Here is a 16,449-nt window from a genome sequence, read left to right as displayed (position 1 = left end):
CCGTTGCGTCCCGTCGCACCAGGGCAGCGGCAACAGTGTCAACACCAGTACTCGTCCTGGACGCGGTTGATCTGGCGCATCAGGGCGTCCTGGTCGGGTGCCTTGACCACGTACGAATCAAGAAAGTCTGTGGAGTGCCGGACGCCGCCCCGGCCATCTCCCGCGCCCTGGTGCGCGATGTGTTCCACGACGCCGAGACTGCGGTGGCGCTCGGCCGGCACTCCTCTGCGCTCGCCGTCACCGGGGTAGAACGCGATGAAGCCGCAGGTGCCCTCGACGGTCGGGCTTGGACGCCCGAGCGAGACGGGCAACCCCGCATCGAGTCGGATCTGCGCCTCGACGATGTCGAGCCCGTACTGCCACTTGATGACCGGAGGTATGACGCCGCCCGGTGGCCTGCCCGCGACCTCGCAGAAGATGAGTTCGTCGCTCGGCGTTCGAAACAGCTCCAGATGGGAGGTGCCGGCCCGCATGCCGAGGGCGGCGAGGACCCGGCCGTTCAGCTCGGTGATCCGGGCGACCAACTTCTCGTCCTGGACGAGGGCCGTGCCGAAGAAGCCACCCGGGACGAAACTCGCGGGATCCGCGAGATACCTTCCGACACTACTGAACCTGACTTCGCCGTCCTGGACCACGGAGTCGCAGTGGTAGATCTGCCCGGTGACGAACTCCTCGATCTCGTAGTGCGAGTCCGAGAGATCCAGCCCGGTGAGAAGGTGCCGTGCCTCCGCGAGGGTGTCCACGACGAAGAGGTCCTTCGCGGCCAGGCTCCAGCGGCTCTTGATGACCTTGTGACCGGTGCTCCAGTCAAGCTTCCCGAGGTCGTCCACGCTGTCGAGCGCGGAGAAGTCCGGGACGGCCGCGGCGCCGGCCGCCCGAACCGTCTCCTTCATCCTGACCTTGTCGCGGAACCGGACGGCGGTCTCGTGGTCCATGCCGGGCAGGCCGAACTTCGTACGCATCTCGCCGGCCAAAAGCACGGCGTGTTCGTGCAGCGCGATGACGCGGCTGATCGGGTGGTTCCGGATCATCCACTCGCAGACGTCCCGCCATCTGTCGTCCTCCCAGGGATCACAGACGGCGACGTGACTGATCGGGTGCTCGTGCAGACCCGCGACCCCACCGTAGGCCTCTGTCCGGGTAACCATGTGGATCTTCAGGTCGGAGGTCGGCAGCAGGCAGGTGCCGCCACGGCTGAAATACGAGTACGGGTGATGGTTGATGAAGAGCGCCTCGGTCTTCGTCACAGTTCGCCCTCTCCTTGGTGAGAGTGGGATTCGCCGCGATGCGTTTCGAGCGGCCATTCGAGTGCGGCTCGGGTCAGGTCGACACCGGTGAGTCGTCGGATGACCCGGGTATGAGGCTCGTCCCCCGGGGTGTGATCGGCTCCGACGATCCGTACCGCGTCGTCGTCGGACATCAGCAGGCGTACGCGGGTCGGCCCGTTCTCCAAACCGGCGGCGTCCAGGAAGTCCGTGACAGCGGCATGCAGGGCGCGAGACGCCCGGGGCGCCAGGCTGTCGACCGACGTCACGCGGCTGGGCAGGGTCGCCGGCGGGCCGGCAGCCACGGCGGCCAGCAGGCGATGCGTCCCGTTGGTGGTGAGCGTGTGTACGGTCAGCTTCCGATCCCCGGCTTCGCCGCTTCCGGGCTGGGGGCGGGCAGTGAGCCGCTCAAGCACGGTCGGCGGGGTACCGGGCGTGCCGAGCAGCGCGTTGGCGACGGCAGCCGCCCGGATGCCCGCGGTGCTGAGGGAGACCACCGCCGCCGGCATGAGCGGGGCGATCACCTGCTCGACGAATCCGGTGAAGGCATCCCCCTCGAAGTCGACCGTGTAGAACCCCGAGTCGGTGTCGACCAGGTGCTCGACGGGCCCCGCCGGTCGCTGCACGAAGACGGTGCGGCATCCCAGCGTGTGTGCGACCTCCGCCGTACCGATGTCGGCATCGATCACGACGAGCGGGGGACCGGTCCGACGGGAGTGCGCTACCACTGTCGGTCCCAGACTCCGTCGGCGGCTTCTCCACCGAGAACCGCGATCTCTCTGCCGATCGAGGCTTGCTCCCAGGCCTCCCTGCTGCGGACGTAACGGGGATTGGCCGCCACGATCGAGGTGGTGGAGGTCCGTCCGCCCGCCAGCCGCCAGCGGACCGTTCCGGTGATCGGAGCGGCAAGTTCAGAGATGAACGCCTGGGACGCGGCCCGAAGTTCGCCGAACCATCGGCCTTCGAGTGCCTCGCGTACCCAGATCTGCTCGACATGCAGCTTCTCCCTGAGCGCCTCGGCGTCGAGGACCGCGGTCTCAAGGCGTCGGCGGGTGGACAGGAGCAGCCAGGCAGCGGGCATCTCGCGTACCTCGAGCACCTTGATGCCGCCGGGCAGATGTTCCAGGCCGGTGTATCGGCCCAAGCCGTGGGCTCCGGCCGCCCAGTTCAGTTCTTCGATGAGCTGGACGAGGGGAAGCTCGTGGCCGTCGATCGCAACCGGTGCCCCGGCCCGGAAGGTCACCTCGACGAACCCTTCCTCCGGTGCCCTGCCGCGCGAGGTCCAGCGGTAGTAGTCCTCAGGAACCTCATGGTCTTCCGGGTTGTCGATAACTCCCGACTCGAACTCTCGGCACCACAGGTTGGAGTCGCCGCTGGCGGATCGATCCGCCATCTGGTCCAGCCCGACGGACTTCAGCTCTTTGATCTTCTGTTCACGGTCCACCGGCTCGAGGTCGTACGGACTGCCGAACCATCCCTCGAATCCCAGCTGATCGAGTGCGCCGTTGAGCCTGCGCAGGGTGTTCTGGGAGCGGTTGGCGGTGTGCAGGATGACCGAGGAGCCCAGCTCACGCGCCACCTCCATGGCGGTGCGGGCGATCAGCGGACGGCTCAGCGACGAGCTGATGGGATGCGTGTCGAGGTAGACGGCGTGCGCGGCGATCGCGGGCCGGACGAACTCCTCGACGAAGGCGCTCATCTTGTCGATCACGTGCAGCCGTACCCCGAGCAGCTGTGCGATCGAGCGCATCTGCTCGACCTCTTCGTCACCACCGACCCCGACGCTGACGGCGTGCACATTTGTGGCGTTTGCCTCCCGGAGTCGGTAGAGCAGGTAGGAGCTGTCTAGGCCGCCGCTGAACAGGGTCACGATCGGGCTTTCCAAATCAGCGTCACCATGGGCCATGTCGCGGAAGGAGCGAATGTTTCTTCGACTTTTCTTCACACCGAATTTCCTCACGGTTCAAGTGTTCTCACGATTGCGGGCGCGGTTCTTGTTGCCGTCCTTGCTTCAGCAGGCGGCAACGCGCAAGTTCAATGAGAAATCGAAAGTCGCCCGGGCTCGCGGCCCGCGATCTACGCGTGCTCTCGCAGGAAGGCCAGCTTGGAGTAGAAGCCCCGGCTGGTGGCGATGCCGCGCTTGGTCAGGTGCGCCTCGACGAGTTCGGTCAGCCGACTCAGTTCGGCGTCTATCGAGGTAGCGCTCATGTCCGAGTGCCACCAGGTCTGAAGGTACTCCATCTCGACCTGGCGTAGCTTGCGTTCACTCCCGTCGACGAGAGTCACCTCGTCCGTCTCGATACCGAAGCAGTGCCCGGTGGTGACCGAGTGCACGTTGATGTCGAATCTGGTACGCAGAAAAGTCGGCAAGCGTCGGAATTTCAGGTCGGGAAACTCGTGGGCCAGGTAACTATCGAAATCATCGCCCGAGACCTCGACCTGGCGGAACGCCTCAGCGCGCCGAAGCGCGTCCGCTGCGAAGTTCTTCATTCTCAGGTAGTACCCGCCATCCGGGTTGTCCAGGAACGAGTAATGACCCTGGCTGCCGTCCGAACCGACCACCTCGAAATTGTGCTGCACAAAGTGCCAGCGGGTCAGCTCGTATCCGGGATCGGGGATGAAGTCAGGGAACTCCCCGTGCTCGACGGCCGTCCAGATGTCCGTGGTGAGGGCCCAGATCGAGAGATCTTCGGAGAGCGTGATCTTCTCCTCGATCTCCACGCCTTTCTCGTAGGTGTGATAAGCGTTACCTTCGGTGAGAACGCGATTCTGAAGGTGGCCGGCCTTCCGGAATCCTTCGATCACCCGCTCGGCCAGGCCAGCGGATTTGGCATGCGCGAACTCGCCGACCTTGACGAAGAGAGTGCCGATCGTGCGTACGCGCGCGCACATCAGCACCTCGGTGTAGGGCCGGTCAGCAGCCGCATGGGTACGCAGCAACATCACCGGCCCAAGGCAGGAAAGGTCGCGGGGGGTGAGTTCGGGTGTTCCGTCCGCAGCCGCGCTGACGGACCGCAGATAGGCCCCGAACTCTTTTGTCAATTCACTGTGTGACCAGGCCGCCATGGGCTGGCTCGGCGGTTCGAGGAAGATAGCCGTGCCTTCCGCGCCAAGCATCGCCACGCTGTGCACGGTCGAAAGCTCGGACTTCAGAAATTCCAAGGATCGCCGCGCACTGTCGGGCCGTTCGGCGAGTTGCGCTACCAGCACGGGCGCACCTACGGAAGGCGTAAGCGGATACTGACGACCCATGTCCGCGATGACGAGATGCCTGGTAACGGTCGGGCCGGAAATCCCGTTGGTTGAGGTCAGATGTGCTGACAATCTGGCTCCTAGCTCCTATTGGCGGCGCTCGGGCACGGACAAGCGCGTGGATACGACACGGGCATCCCGGAGCCGAGCAATGAATTCCGCGCCAAAGCTGGCGGAGCGAGCGAAAGACCAAGCTGATACCCCGTGATGCTGATCAATAAATTAGGCTAGACATCATTCATGCTCTTTGTCAACCGAAACCCTCTCTCGCACTCATGCACCGCCCGGTTGCTTTCGGTAATTTGCCCGTAATCTCTGGTTTGTCGTTCAGCGGCCCACCTGCGGGCGACGGCCGGTTCGTGCGGGTGGTCCGAAGACGCCGACGCCGGGGCGTGCGGGCAGGTGCCCGTACGCCCCGGCGGGACGCGGATCAGAGCGCCGCGGAAGGAGACTCGCTGTGGATGGTGGCGACCGTCACAGTGTCCGCGTGCGCGGACAGGAGATCGGACAGGTCCTGCTGAGCCTCCTCCATGATCTTGTCTGGAACGGCCTCGACGGAGATGCGCTCCAGGATGAAAACCGCACTCGTCGTCGTCACGTCCACCCTGGTCAGGTCGCTGTCCCGATGGTTCCAGTGCCGGGTGAGAACCGTGGAACCCATGGCGTAGACGACCTCGCCGGCCTTGGCCTGTTCGGTTGTCTCCGGCTCTCCCAACGGCGTGAAGCTGTCCGCCTCAGTGGCGTACCGGATCCGGATGTCGCCGTCGAGTCGATCGAGGTCGAAGCCGCCGGCCGGTAGGCCGTACGCCACCGACACGGAGTTGTAGGCATCCACCGCCCCGTTGATTCGGGGTAGGCGGGCGCTCTTGGCGAGCCGCCGCCCCAGGGCGTCCACGCTGGGCCGCAACCGGCGCGGGTTCGTGCCGAACCTGCGATACGCCTCGTGCCAGGAGGCGATTGCCGGATGTTGCTCGTCCAACGGTCGCCACTGGCCGGTGCTGACCTGCCGTTCCAGACCGCTGAGACGCTCAGTCGCGGCGTCCCAGGATGGAGTGTTGCGCAGTCCTCGGCTGACGACCAGCCGAATCTGCGCGGCCGGAAACGCTTGCAGCACGTCTTCGGCAATCTCGAAAGTTACCGCCACCATCAATGCCCTTTCGGCTGGTCTCCATTCGCGCTTCGGAGGCTAGCAGGCATTGTCGGTCCCGATAATCAGGCGAGGACCGCGGGCAGGGGCGAAATGGCTCGTCAGTGCAGGACGAGGTCCACGCCGGACTGTTTCCCGGGCACCCGGTAGCGGTAGGTGAGGGCCAGCTCGGTGCCCGGCTCCACCGTGACCGGCTCGGGCAGGACCACGGTGTACTTCCAGCTGTTGTCCGGGCTGACCCGCTCCGGATGCGTGGTGAAGACGCTGTCCGGCGACAGCAACAGGTCGAACGAGACCAGGATCGCGTTGACGGTGCCGGGCCGCTCGACCTTGACGGTGGCCGACTGCTCGACGAACCGCTCGACGGCTCGGGCGAAGTCGACAAAAGCCACCTCGACCGGAGCACCCAGCCGGGGCCAGCCGAGCACCGTGCGCCCTGGCTTGAACATCACCCGTGGCACCGAGGAGGTGGCCAGTGGAGTGAAGTCCATGTCATACCACTGCCGCAGTCTGTCGGTGGTCGCCTCGGTGAAGTGAACCCGGTCGAGCTCCGCCGGCGGTATCTCGACCGGCGTTGCGTGGATCGACAGGGCGTGCGGGATGAGGATGCCATCGGGCTTGAGCAGCCTCTCCCGCGCGTCGATGGAAAGTTCCAGCGCGAACTGCTCGAGCGGCTCGCGCCCGATCGTCTCGCTGACCAGGATGTCGGCACGTTCTGGCAGGTCCAGGTCGAAGGCGTTGCCGCGCAGCAGGGTGATCCGATCGGCCATGCCGTTACCAGCGAAGAGGGCCTCGGCCGCGTCCGCCATGCGTCCGACCTCGAAGGCGTAGACATGCCGGGCACCCGCCTTGGCCGCAGCCAGGGCCAGCACGCCGGACCCGGTCCCGATGTCGATGACGACCGAATCTGGTCGCACCAACTGGCGCAACGCGTCGAAGTAGCGCAGGGTGCGGGTCCGGTCGTTGAGCATCTTCAAATGCGATACCGGCAGGTCGAAGACCGGATGTAGCGGTCGGATCCCCGTCATGAAATCACCTCTCGTCGCGGTGGTGTCAATTCCGCAGCCAAATGCCCCCGTGCTCGCCGAAGCGAGCCACGCCTACGCGCGCGATACGGGCGGAGTCGCGCCGGAAGCCCGAGCGGAGCCCGGTCACCGGGCAGTGAGCCGCACGGCTCCGGTCATCGGGAGGCGCTGCGATCCGCTGGGATGCACGAAAGGTTGCCATACTCGTCAAGCCTGTGTCTATAGTAGTGGCTCGATCCAACGGGGGAGTTGATGTATGGCTCTGATCGATGCTGCTGCCGACCTTCGTCACCTGCAACTACGCGAGCTGCTCCTGAGTATCGAAGGATTGGCGCTGCTCAGAGGCATGAGTGACGGCACCGACAAGAACGTCGAAGATCGTGTTGACGAGGTTCGTCGGTTGGTCGATGCGGAAAACACCAAGTTCGACGAGCGCACTCCGGTGCGTGAGTTGGATGTCAAAGAGTTGTACCAAGCCTGGGCGGAGACCTACGACGAGTCCAGCCGGCCGATTCGCCCTATTGAAGAGCCGGTCGTTTGGTCCCTATTGGAAGAAGAATCGCCGGGGCGTGCTTTGGACGCGGCCTGCGGAACCGGCCGGCACGCCCGGAGACTGGTTGATCTCGGCCATCAGGTAACGGGCGTCGATCTTTCCCCGGAAATGCTGGCCAAAGCTCAGGAGCAGCTGCCCGGGGTGGAGTTCCGCACTGGCGAGTTGGAGAATCTCCCATTCGACTCGGAGACTTTCGACCTCGTCGTCTGCGGCTTGGCGCTGGATCATTGTCCCTCGCTGACGGAGCCCCTGACCGAGCTGGCCCGGGTCACTCGGCCGGGTGGCCGCGTCATCGTGTCGGACATCAACCCGCTCATGTCCATCCTCGGCGGTGCGGCACACGTCAAGCTGGACCAGGGCGAACGCGGGTTCGCGCGCAACCACGCCCATCTGCACAGTGACTTCCTGACCGCGTTCCACGCGGCCGGCCTCGAGGTGCAGCGGTTGCACGAACCGCGCTACGAGGCAGACCACGTGGCACTCAAGCGGACCGCGATGTCGTTGATACCTGAGGCGACCTTGGCTGCCTATGTCGGCTTGCCGGCGGTCGTGGTCTGGGATCTCCGCCGCCGGTGAATGGTCACGACCACAGCTCGAACGGTTCGTCAATCTCCTGACCGGCCAGGAACCTGGTCAACAATTGCGGGAGGCTTCGCGGATAGAACTGTTCGGAACTGGCCACCACGTCGGCGATCGGCCACCAGCGATAGTCGAAGTAGTCCTCGCGCTCGTAGTCGAAGCGCCCAGCTTCGTCGATTGCCTCGCCTTTGTGATCGAGGCGTACGGCGACGACGACCTCGTGCTGGAGGTGCCGGCGATCCCGATGTCGGAAGGACGCGGTCCGCCGCCAGGTTGGTGCCCCGACCTGCTCGGGCGAAATCGAGATGCCCGTTTCTTCGCGGAGTTCCCGGAGGGCGGTCTCCAGGTATGTCTCGCCCTCGTCGATTCCGCCACCGGGTAGCTCCCACCACTGGCCCAGTTCCGGCGCGGTGATCTCGTGAGTGTGAAAAAGCAAGATGCGGTCAGCTGCGTCGCGGAGCACGATGCGGACCACGTCTCGCTCAAAAATCGGCAGGTCCTGAGGGATCTCGGTCATAAAGAACCTCTCGTTTTTAGGGACGACCGGTTCAGCGTAAACGAAGGAGTGCTCCGGATGCGTGCGGCGGTGTTCGACAAGATCGGGTCGGTGCGTCTCGACGAGGTCGACGACCCGGTTCTCGAGCAGTCCACCGACGCGGTGGTGCGAATCGTGGCCGCCGGAGTCTGTGGATCTGACTTGTGGTGCTTCCGGGGAGCCGACCCGGTGGAATCCGGTGCTCGCCTCGGCCACGAGTTCGTCGGCGTCGTGCAGCAGGTCGGGATCCAGGTCCGGGACCTCCAGGTCGGCGACCCGGTGGTCGCGCCATTCACGTACGCCGACGGCACCTGCCCTGCGTGCCGGCGTGGCTGGCCGACGTCGTGCCCGGAGGGCAGTTTCTGGGGATCGGACGCGGCACCGGGTGGCGCTCAGGCCGAGGCCATCCGGGTTCCGTACGCCGATGCCAACCTGGTCCGGCTGCCCGCCACGTCCGACCCTCGGCACCTCGCCCGATACCTGCTCGCTGCGGATGTGCTTCCGACCGGCTGTCACGCGGTGGCCAACGGCGGGGTCTCCGGGGAATCCTCGGTGGCGATCGTCGGCGATGGTCCGATCGGGCTCGCCACGGTGCTGATGGCGCGCAGAGCAGGTGCCGGAAGCATCATGGTGGTCGGTCACCATGATGCCCGGCTGGATGTCGCCTCCTCCTTCGGGGCGACCCACGTGCTGCGTGCGGACGATGACCCGATGCTTACCGGGGCGACGATGCGGCGGGTCGCCGGTGAGATCACCACGGCGATCGACTGCGTCGGCACCCAAGCCGCCGTCGACACCGCCCTGGCAAGTGTGCGCGACGGAGGAACGTTCTCCTGGGTGGGGCTACCCATCGGCGGTGCCAACATTTCCCTGCTCGACGTGTTCGATCGGAATCTGACCATCCGGGGCGGTGTCACCCCGGCTCGGCGCTACCTCCCAGAGATCATTGAGTCGATGTCGAACGAGATCGATCTCATGGCCACGGTGCTGGATCTCTCATTCAGCCTCGAAGACATTCAGGCGGCCTATCAAGCGATGGAGCAGCGGCAGGTCATCAAGTCCGCGATCATGGCTTGACATCGATCTTGCCGAATGATAATGTTGCACCGTAAAGTTGAATATATGGATATTTGCCCTCTTTGGGGCAGCGCTTCGCAAACGGGGGTGAGGCGATAGTGCGCGAAATTTCCTATCGAGCCGTGTCGGCGCCGGGTCCGGATATATATGTCGAGATCATGGTGCTCGCCGACGAGTTGGGTGCCATTAATCTCGCCCAGGGTTTTCCGCAGGATGACCACAATTCGGTTGTCGCCGCACGGGCGATCGACCAAAGCCTGCTACAGCACACGCAATACACTTCGCTGTTCGGTCTCGCTCAGCTGCGCGAAGTCCTGGCGGAGCGGGCCGCGGCTCGTGGCCTGCACTACGATCCCTCCACCGAGATCACGGTGACGATCGGATGCACCGAGGCGGTAGCCGCGGCGCTGCTCGCGGTCGCGCCGGCGGGATCCGAGGTCCTGACACCCGAGCCCTTCTACGACAGCTATCCCGGAGTGGCCCGGTTGGCTGAGGCGAGACTTGTCGCGGTCCCGATGGTGCAGCAGGGCGGCGCCTTCGAGCTCGACATCGAGGGGATGCGGCGCGCGGTGACCCCGAAGACCCGGGCCATCCTGCTGAACACGCCGCACAACCCGACCGGCTACATCCTTTCCGAGTACGCCGCGGAGCAGCTCGCGCGGTTGGCGATCGAGCACGACCTCTACGTGGTCAGCGACGAGGTCTACGAGGAGCACGCCTACGACGGCCCGCACCGCCTCATCGCGGCCTATCCGGGCATGCGCGAGCGGACCGTGGTCTGTTCGTCGGCCTCCAAGATGCTGGCGGTCGGTGGATGGCGGATCGGCTGGGCCCTGGCGCCGCAGCCGATCAGCGACGCGATCCAACACCATCACCGGCACATCGCCTTCGCCGCACCGACACCGCTGCAGGCAGGTGTCGCCGAGGGCCTGCGATGGGCTGATCGGTCCGGGCACTTCGCCCGGCTGCGGGACGATTATCGGCAGCGCCGTGACGTGCTCTGTGCGGCCTTGACCGAGGCGGGCCTGGCGCCGCGGTCCGCGCCGGGTGGCTTCTTCGTGGTCGCCGACGTGGCCCCGTGGGGCGCCGTGCCAACCGAGATGGGTCCCTTCGCCAAACAACTGATCCGTGGAGCCAATGTCGCGGCATTGCCGTTGGGTGATTTCTTTGTCGAGCCGAAGCAGGCCGGCACGCTGATGCGCTTCGCGTTCTGTAAGCCGCCTTCGGTGCTTCGTGAGGGAGCGCGGCGGCTCGTCGAGCATTTCGGGTCGGGGCGGGCGCCGGCACCCAGCGGCTGATTGCTCCGAGTCGACGCTGACATTTGCACGGGGGAGGACTGCGTACGTGTTGAATCCTGGTCTACATGTCGCCATGCTCGGCATCGACGGGACCGGCAAGACGACAATGGCCGAGATGTTGGCCGACGTGCTCACCGACGGTGGGCACACCGTAAAACGGCTCAGCTACCGTGGTGAGCTTGTCGAGGCTCGACGTACCAACACCCGGCACGCCCTCCAGGAACTGTGGGTGGAATCGCTGCGCCTGCTGTATCTCGGCGTCGACGAGCTGGTTCCACCGCCGTCGTACGCCGAATTCGAGGCGGACAACTGGGAACGGCGACTGCGGGATGCGCGGGTAACCGCCAATGTGCCGGCCGGTCCGCTCGCCGCAGCCTGGCTGGAGTGGGTGGGCCAGGTGCTGCTCCGGCACGAGTGCGTGCTCCCACACCTGCGAGCCGGTGTGCACGTCCTGGAGGAGAGCTTCGGGCTCAAGACCGCGTTTCGGGAACTCCTGCTTGCCGCCAGGCTGACCGGGGATCCGGAGATGAGCAGGGAGATCAGCACGGCGAAGGCGACCCTCAGCGATCTCTTCGCAACCTGTCAACCGGACGTCGGTCTGCTCATCACCTCTCCTGTGGAGCAGGCGCATCGATGGCGCATGCGCCAGAACGGCGCCCTCGGCGTCCTGGAGTCCATGGCACCCGCTGGCGGTGATCCGGGTTTCGACGGATTCGGCGAGATCCAGTCCCGGTGTGACGCCTATTTCCGGGAGTTCGCCGGGGCAGCCGGTTGGACGGTCTTCGAAATGCACGACCTGCCTCCGCAGGACAACTTCGACCGACTGCTCGACGTGCTGCGTACGCATCCCGCGATGGGACCGCTGCTGACCACACCACCGGACCCGCCCGAGCAACTCGCCGCTGTCAAGCCTGTCGACCAGACCGGAGGAGATGACCGATGAGCCTTGTCAGTGCGTACAACGAGTGGGATCCGCTCGATGAGGTGATTGTCGGATCGGCGATCGGCGCACGGGTGCCCCGCGCCGAGCGCAGCATTCTCTCGATCGACTACGCCGAACTCGGCGATGCGGCCCTGTTGCCCTCCGGGCCGTACCCGAAGGACATCGTCGAGCAGACCGAGGAGGAGTTGGAGCGGTTCTGCGAGACCCTCCGGGGACTGGGCATCACGGTACGACGGCCCGCGCCGGTCGATCCGGAGGCCGTGCTGCGCACCGAGCTGTGGGAGACCGACGGCTACTACGATCACGCGCCGCGTGACTGTGTGCTGGTCGTCGGCGATCTGCTCATCGAGGCACCCATGGTCGTCCGAGGGCGTGCCCTCAAGCAGGCGCTCTACCGACCGCTCATGCTTGAGTACTTCCGCAGCGGCGCGCGCTGGATCTCCGCGCCGCGACCTCGGCTGGCTGATGACACCTATCGCCCGGAGTTGCCGGAGGGGCAGCGGCTCGCCGATCTCGAACCGATCTTCGACGCGGCCAACGTGCTGCGCCTCGGTACCGATCTGCTCTACCTCGTTTCCGACGGGGGTAACGAGTTGGGCGCCCGATGGCTGCAGGAGGCGGTCGGGCCGCAGTACACGGTGCACGCGTGCCGCGACCTCTACACCGCGGCGCACGTCGACACCACCATCGTGCCGTTGCGCCCGGGCCTGGTGCTGTTGAATCCCGAACGGGTCACCGAGGACAACCTGCCCGAGATCTTCTCCTCGTGGGACAAGATCTGGTGTCCCGATCTGGTGGATATCGGCTACTCCGGGCCGGCGTCGGTCAACTCCATCTGGATCGGCATGAACCTGCTCAGCCTGAGCCCCGACACGGTGGTGGTGGACGAGCGGCAGACCGCGCTGATCAAGGCGCTGGAGGCGAAGGGCATCGAAGCGGTGCCGCTGCCGCTCAGCCACGCCCGTACCTTCGGTGGCGGCTTCCACTGCGCCACACTCGACGTACGCCGCCGTGGAACGCTTGAGACGTATCGATGAACGGAGCGGAGATCCTCGTCGAGGTGCTACGCGACGAGGGCGTTCGGCACGTCTTCGGCAATCCCGGCACGACGGAACTGCCCCTGATCGCCGCGCTGTCGCATACCGCTGAGCCCTCGTACGTGCTTGGCCTGCACGAGGGCGTCGTCGTCGGGATGGCCGACGGGTACGCCCAGGCCACGCGGCGGCCCGCCTTCATGAACGTGCACGCGATGGCGGGACTCGGCAATGCCCTGGGCAACCTGACGAACGCCCAGGTGCAGGGCACGCCCCTGGTCGTCACCGCTGGCCAGGCCGATCAGCGACATCTGGTCTGCGACCCGCTGCTCTCCGGCGACCTCACCGGTCTCGCCGCACCGGTGAGCAAGTGGGCGTACGAGGTACGACGGGTCGAGGATCTCGAGGTGGTGTTGCGTCGCGCGTTCCGCGACGCGGCGTCGGCGCCCCGGGGCCCGGTCTTCCTCTCCCTGCCGACAGACGTGTTGCAGGCGGACACGTCGACCGAGACCGGGCTCAGGACGCCGGCCTCGTCGGTGCGGCGGGACAGCACGGCAGGAAGTGTGGACGAGCTGCTCGACCTTCTGATCGGCACCCGACCGGACCGGCTTCTCCTGGTCGCCGGTGACGATGTCGCCACCGGCGGTGCGGTCGAGAACCTGGTGGAACTCGCCGAGGCGTTGGGTGCCGCCGTACGCGGATCATCGCTGTACGGCATGACCGTCTTCCCGACCGCGCATCCGCTCTGGGCCGGCGAGGTCGGCCTGACGGCCGATGACGTCCGGCAGGCGCTCGACGACTACGACCGGGTGCTGGTGCTGGGCGGTCGCGTCTTCATGGCGTACGGCTATCGCCCTGGCTCGATGGTTCCGTCCGGTGTCGAGCTGCTTCAGATCGCGGAGGATCCGCACCAGGTCGCCCGGGTCTTCCCGGTCCGCCTCGGTGTCGTCGGTGGCCTGCGAGCCACTCTCCGCGAGCTGGCCGCCGGAGTGCGCAGGCGCGGCGACGTTCACCGGGCCGTCGCGAGCGCGGCGGACATCGCCGAGATCCATCGCAAGGACCGCGACGATCGTGAGGCGGCGGCGCTGGAGCGTTACGCCGGGTCGCCGACCGCGCCGCAGGCGGCAGTGCACGCCCTGCTGCGGGCATTGCCCGACGACATCGCGGTCGTGGACGAATCCATGACCTGCGACGAGTACGTCCGTGGATTCCACCGGACCAACGGCCCCGGACGCTACTTCGCGGCACGTGGTGGCGGACTCGGGTGGGCGATGCCCGCAGCGCTCGGAGTCTGCCTGGCGCGCGATCGTGAGCCGGTGTTGTGCGTCGTGGGCGACGGTTCCGCGATGTACAGCCCGCAGGCGCTGTGGACGGCCGTCCACGAGCGGCTGCCCGTGCTCTTCGCGATCGTCAACAACACGCAGTACCTCATGCTCAAGCAGAATCTGTACCGCACGATGGGGGTCGACGCCGGAGCGTCCCTCGTCGGCATGGACGTCCGCGATCCGGTTGTGGACTTCCTCGCCTTGGCGCAGTCGATGGGTGTGCGGTCCTGCCGGGCGGAGAGCCCGGCAGATGTGGCGAACGCGGCCGAGGCGGCCTGGGCCGCCGGCCAACCGTACGTGATCGACATCCCCATCGGACCACCCTGATCAGCCGGCACCACCGGCTGAGCCCGTCCGACATTCGCAGAGGAAACCCCATGTCCTCCACAGTGTGCAGGGACGCATCATCAGAGGTAAGCACCGACGATCTACCCGAGAAGCCTTACCACCGTGGGTATTCGCCTCCGGGCGCACTTCGACCCGCCATCGCCGCCGCCCATCGGAGTCGCACCTGGCTCACGGTCGCCGCCGCGCTCGCCGACCATCTCGTCATCTATCTCGCTCTGGCGGCGGCCGTGTGGGCGATGACGCGTGGGCCGTGGCAGTTGGCGCTGCTCGCTGTTCCGATCGCGGTCGTCGTGGTCGGGCGCAGTGTGCGCGCGCTGGAGTGCCTGATCCACGAGGGCTCCCACTTCAACTGGAGCCGTGCTCGGCGCCGGGCCAACGACGTGCTGACGTTTCTTCTCTCCGGATTGCCCGCTGGAATCCACCTCGGCGATTACCGCGCCTCGCATCTGCGGCACCACGGGCGGTTCGGGACGGCGGACGACCCGGACCGACGCCGCTACATCGAGCTCGCCCTGGAGTCGATGCCGCGGGACGGCTGGCGGGTCTTCCTGCCCGGGCTGGTCCGCCGTATGCCGCGCTACCAACTCGGCTGGCTTCGGGAGATCGGTGGACGCCGGCTTCAGCTGGCAATGGCGGTGGGCTGGGGCCTGGTGGCTGTCGGATTGCCGTTCTGGGCATTCGGCGGGCCGCGTGAGTCGATCCTGGCGGTGGCCGTCTGGTCGGCCGGATACCTGGTGGCGCTTCCGGTGATCCGGTTCCTGGGCGAGTCGTCCGAGCACGTCTACTCACGGACCGACACCGTGTTCGACGCGACGGTGTCGAATCTCGGCTGGGCGCAGCGCCTCCTGCTCCATCCGCACAACGACGGCTATCACACCGTGCATCACATGTGGCCCGGCGTACCGCATCACGCGGTGCGCCGGCTGCACGAGTTGCTGTTGGCCGAGGACCCTGTCGGTTACGGCGGGCGGTTGCGCTACCGCCGACGCTTCATGCAGGCGCCGCAGCGTCGGCTGGCGGCGCCCGCCGAGCGGTGCCGGGCCGCGTGAGGCGACGCCGTGTACGCCCTACGAGCCCAACAACGGACCGAGGCGGGGGTGGTCGACGAGCAACGCACGCAGCCGATCGAAGTTGGTCGCCGCCGGCGCATCCGCCATCTCCAACAGCACCCAGCCCGGTTGTTGCTCAGCGAACTCGCGGAAGAACGAGTCGCACGCCTGCTGAAGGTGCAGAAAACCGTCGCGTCCGCGGGCGCCGGTGGCCGCGCCCAGATCCTCAAGGCTGCCCAGTGCGCCTTCCTGCCGAATGCGCCACCGATATGCCTGTTCCACCGACGGGCTACTGATGACGATGCCGGCATCCGGAGCGGTGGACCTGAACAACTCCGTGAGGATGTCCCGAGCCCGCTGGATCTCTGCGGTCACGGCCGGATCGGAGTTGAGCAGATCTGCGATCAGTAACTCTTTGTACGCCATTTTGAGGCTGAAGCTTTCGTCGATGACGTGAATTCCGCGTGCGCGGTGGGGGTTGACGATTTCGTGCATCATCAGCGTCTGGCCGACCCATTCCAGCCACGCTGCGGCAAGCGGTCCGCCGGCCACGTTGTCGGAGAAGGAGGAGGTGCTGTAGAGCTTTTCCCACTTCTGCTCGTGGAATTCCTCGTAGGAGGCCGGCGCGGGGGGTAGGTCGACCCCGAGGTGAACCAGTCGAAGCGACTCCACCCAGAGTTGCCGAAGGGATTCGCGGGTATTCGCCCGTTCTGCGTTGGCCAATTCCTCCCTCCAGCTGAGCTGCTTTACCTTATGTCCATTTCGCTCCAGCTCGTCGGCGAGAAGCCGGGTCATCGTGGTCTTTCCGGTGCCGTCGATCCCCAGCATGGTGATGTAGAACCCGGTCTCAGGCATGTCCTGTGTCCTTTGATTCGGTGGCCCGACTGGCCTTGTCTATCACTCACCGATGTGGGTCAGCAACAGTCACCGAAAAAGTCAAGAACGCGGAGTTGAAGGGAGTGCTACATTCAGGTATCGTGATGTGACGCGTCTCGGGGTGGCGGCTGGCGACGTCGACC

The 16,449-nt window shown here is 66.0% G+C and carries 15 protein-coding genes; 7 read left to right on the top strand and 8 right to left on the bottom strand.

Annotation, left to right across the window (positions count from 1 at the left end; genetic code table 11):
- Positions 1 to 38: 38 nt before the first annotated feature.
- From AC507J_RS18925 to AC507J_RS18900, 6 genes are all read right to left on the bottom strand, one after another.
- Positions 39 to 1,247 carry an ATP-grasp domain-containing protein gene (locus AC507J_RS18925; RefSeq protein ID WP_496290497.1) on the bottom strand — a complete coding sequence of 403 codons (1,209 nt, stop codon included), beginning with the start codon at positions 1,245 to 1,247 and terminating at the stop codon, positions 39 to 41.
- The gene (locus AC507J_RS18920) at positions 1,244 to 1,954 is read right to left on the bottom strand and encodes a hypothetical protein (protein ID WP_496290496.1); all 711 of its coding nucleotides are present in this window, start codon (positions 1,952 to 1,954) and stop codon (positions 1,244 to 1,246) included. Before AC507J_RS18920 ends, AC507J_RS18925 begins: the two co-directional genes overlap by 4 nt.
- 32 nt (positions 1,955 to 1,986) lie before the next feature.
- Positions 1,987 to 3,210: an argininosuccinate synthase-related protein gene (locus AC507J_RS18915; protein ID WP_496290495.1), complete on the bottom strand. Its 1,224-nt coding sequence runs from the start codon at positions 3,208 to 3,210 to the stop codon at positions 1,987 to 1,989.
- 131 nt (positions 3,211 to 3,341) lie between these two features.
- A complete protein-coding gene (locus tag AC507J_RS18910) occupies positions 3,342 to 4,589 on the bottom strand; it encodes a hypothetical protein (protein WP_496290494.1) in 1,248 nt (415 codons plus the stop codon).
- Positions 4,590 to 4,947: 358 nt separating this feature from the next.
- Positions 4,948 to 5,664, bottom strand: a complete 717-nt coding sequence (locus AC507J_RS18905; protein ID WP_496290493.1) for a B3/B4 domain-containing protein — start codon at positions 5,662 to 5,664, stop codon at positions 4,948 to 4,950.
- Between the two features lie 101 nt (positions 5,665 to 5,765).
- Positions 5,766 to 6,692, bottom strand: a complete 927-nt coding sequence (locus tag AC507J_RS18900; RefSeq protein ID WP_496290492.1) for a 50S ribosomal protein L11 methyltransferase — start codon at positions 6,690 to 6,692, stop codon at positions 5,766 to 5,768.
- Positions 6,693 to 6,945: 253 nt separating this feature from the next.
- Here AC507J_RS18900 and AC507J_RS18895 point away from each other — a divergent pair, with 253 nt between their 5' ends.
- Positions 6,946 to 7,818 carry a class I SAM-dependent methyltransferase gene (locus AC507J_RS18895; RefSeq protein ID WP_496290491.1) on the top strand — a complete coding sequence of 291 codons (873 nt, stop codon included), beginning with the start codon at positions 6,946 to 6,948 and terminating at the stop codon, positions 7,816 to 7,818.
- A gap of 4 nt (positions 7,819 to 7,822) precedes the next feature.
- On the opposite strand, the gene AC507J_RS18890 is transcribed toward AC507J_RS18895, so the two are convergent.
- On the bottom strand, positions 7,823 to 8,284 hold the full coding sequence (locus tag AC507J_RS18890; protein WP_496290490.1) for an NUDIX hydrolase: 462 nt from the start codon (positions 8,282 to 8,284) through the stop codon (positions 7,823 to 7,825).
- Here AC507J_RS18890 and AC507J_RS18885 point away from each other — a divergent pair.
- From AC507J_RS18885 to AC507J_RS18860, 6 genes are all read left to right on the top strand, one after another.
- Positions 8,240 to 9,433, top strand: a complete 1,194-nt coding sequence (locus AC507J_RS18885; RefSeq protein WP_496290489.1) for a zinc-binding dehydrogenase — start codon at positions 8,240 to 8,242, stop codon at positions 9,431 to 9,433. The genes AC507J_RS18890 and AC507J_RS18885 overlap by 45 nt on opposite strands.
- A gap of 98 nt (positions 9,434 to 9,531) precedes the next feature.
- The gene (locus AC507J_RS18880; RefSeq protein ID WP_496290488.1) at positions 9,532 to 10,731 is read left to right on the top strand and encodes an aminotransferase class I/II-fold pyridoxal phosphate-dependent enzyme; all 1,200 of its coding nucleotides are present in this window, start codon (positions 9,532 to 9,534) and stop codon (positions 10,729 to 10,731) included.
- A 46-nt stretch (positions 10,732 to 10,777) separates the two neighbouring features.
- Entirely contained in the window at positions 10,778 to 11,674 is an 897-nt protein-coding gene (locus AC507J_RS18875; RefSeq protein WP_496290487.1) for a hypothetical protein, read from the top strand.
- The gene (locus AC507J_RS18870; protein ID WP_496290486.1) at positions 11,671 to 12,711 is read left to right on the top strand and encodes a scyllo-inosamine-4-phosphate amidinotransferase; all 1,041 of its coding nucleotides are present in this window, start codon (positions 11,671 to 11,673) and stop codon (positions 12,709 to 12,711) included. The genes AC507J_RS18875 and AC507J_RS18870 overlap by 4 nt, the downstream gene beginning before the upstream one ends.
- On the top strand, positions 12,708 to 14,360 hold the full coding sequence (locus AC507J_RS18865; protein ID WP_496290485.1) for a thiamine pyrophosphate-binding protein: 1,653 nt from the start codon (positions 12,708 to 12,710) through the stop codon (positions 14,358 to 14,360). The genes AC507J_RS18870 and AC507J_RS18865 overlap by 4 nt, the downstream gene beginning before the upstream one ends.
- A 257-nt stretch (positions 14,361 to 14,617) precedes the next feature.
- Positions 14,618 to 15,430, top strand: a complete 813-nt coding sequence (locus AC507J_RS18860) for a fatty acid desaturase (RefSeq protein WP_496290484.1) — start codon at positions 14,618 to 14,620, stop codon at positions 15,428 to 15,430.
- 18 nt (positions 15,431 to 15,448) lie between these two features.
- Here the strand turns inward: AC507J_RS18860 and AC507J_RS18855 are convergent, their stop codons facing one another.
- Complete coding sequence (locus AC507J_RS18855; protein ID WP_496290483.1) at positions 15,449 to 16,285, bottom strand: hypothetical protein; 837 nt, start codon at positions 16,283 to 16,285, stop codon at positions 15,449 to 15,451.
- Positions 16,286 to 16,449 lie beyond the last annotated feature (164 nt).

The sequence above is a fragment of the Micromonospora sp. PRAS1 genome, assembly GCF_059553435.1.
The sequence above is the reverse complement of the archived record's forward strand: the minus strand, read 5'-3'. Positions and strand labels throughout refer to the sequence as shown.

Bases quoted from the DNA above. Each gene is read 5' to 3' on its own strand.
- AC507J_RS18905 (WP_496290493.1), bottom strand. From the start codon at position 5,664: ATGGTGGCGGTAACTTTCGAGATTGCCGAAGACGTGCTGCAAGCGTTT.
- AC507J_RS18900 (WP_496290492.1), bottom strand. From the start codon at position 6,692: ATGACGGGGATCCGACCGCTACATCCGGTCTTCGACCTGCCGGTATCG.
- AC507J_RS18895 (WP_496290491.1), top strand. From the start codon at position 6,946: ATGGCTCTGATCGATGCTGCTGCCGACCTTCGTCACCTGCAACTACGC.
- AC507J_RS18870 (WP_496290486.1), top strand. From the start codon at position 11,671: ATGAGCCTTGTCAGTGCGTACAACGAGTGGGATCCGCTCGATGAGGTG.
- AC507J_RS18865 (WP_496290485.1), top strand. From the start codon at position 12,708: ATGAACGGAGCGGAGATCCTCGTCGAGGTGCTACGCGACGAGGGCGTT.
- AC507J_RS18860 (WP_496290484.1), top strand. From the start codon at position 14,618: ATGACGCGTGGGCCGTGGCAGTTGGCGCTGCTCGCTGTTCCGATCGCG.
- AC507J_RS18855 (WP_496290483.1), bottom strand. From the start codon at position 16,285: ATGCCTGAGACCGGGTTCTACATCACCATGCTGGGGATCGACGGCACC.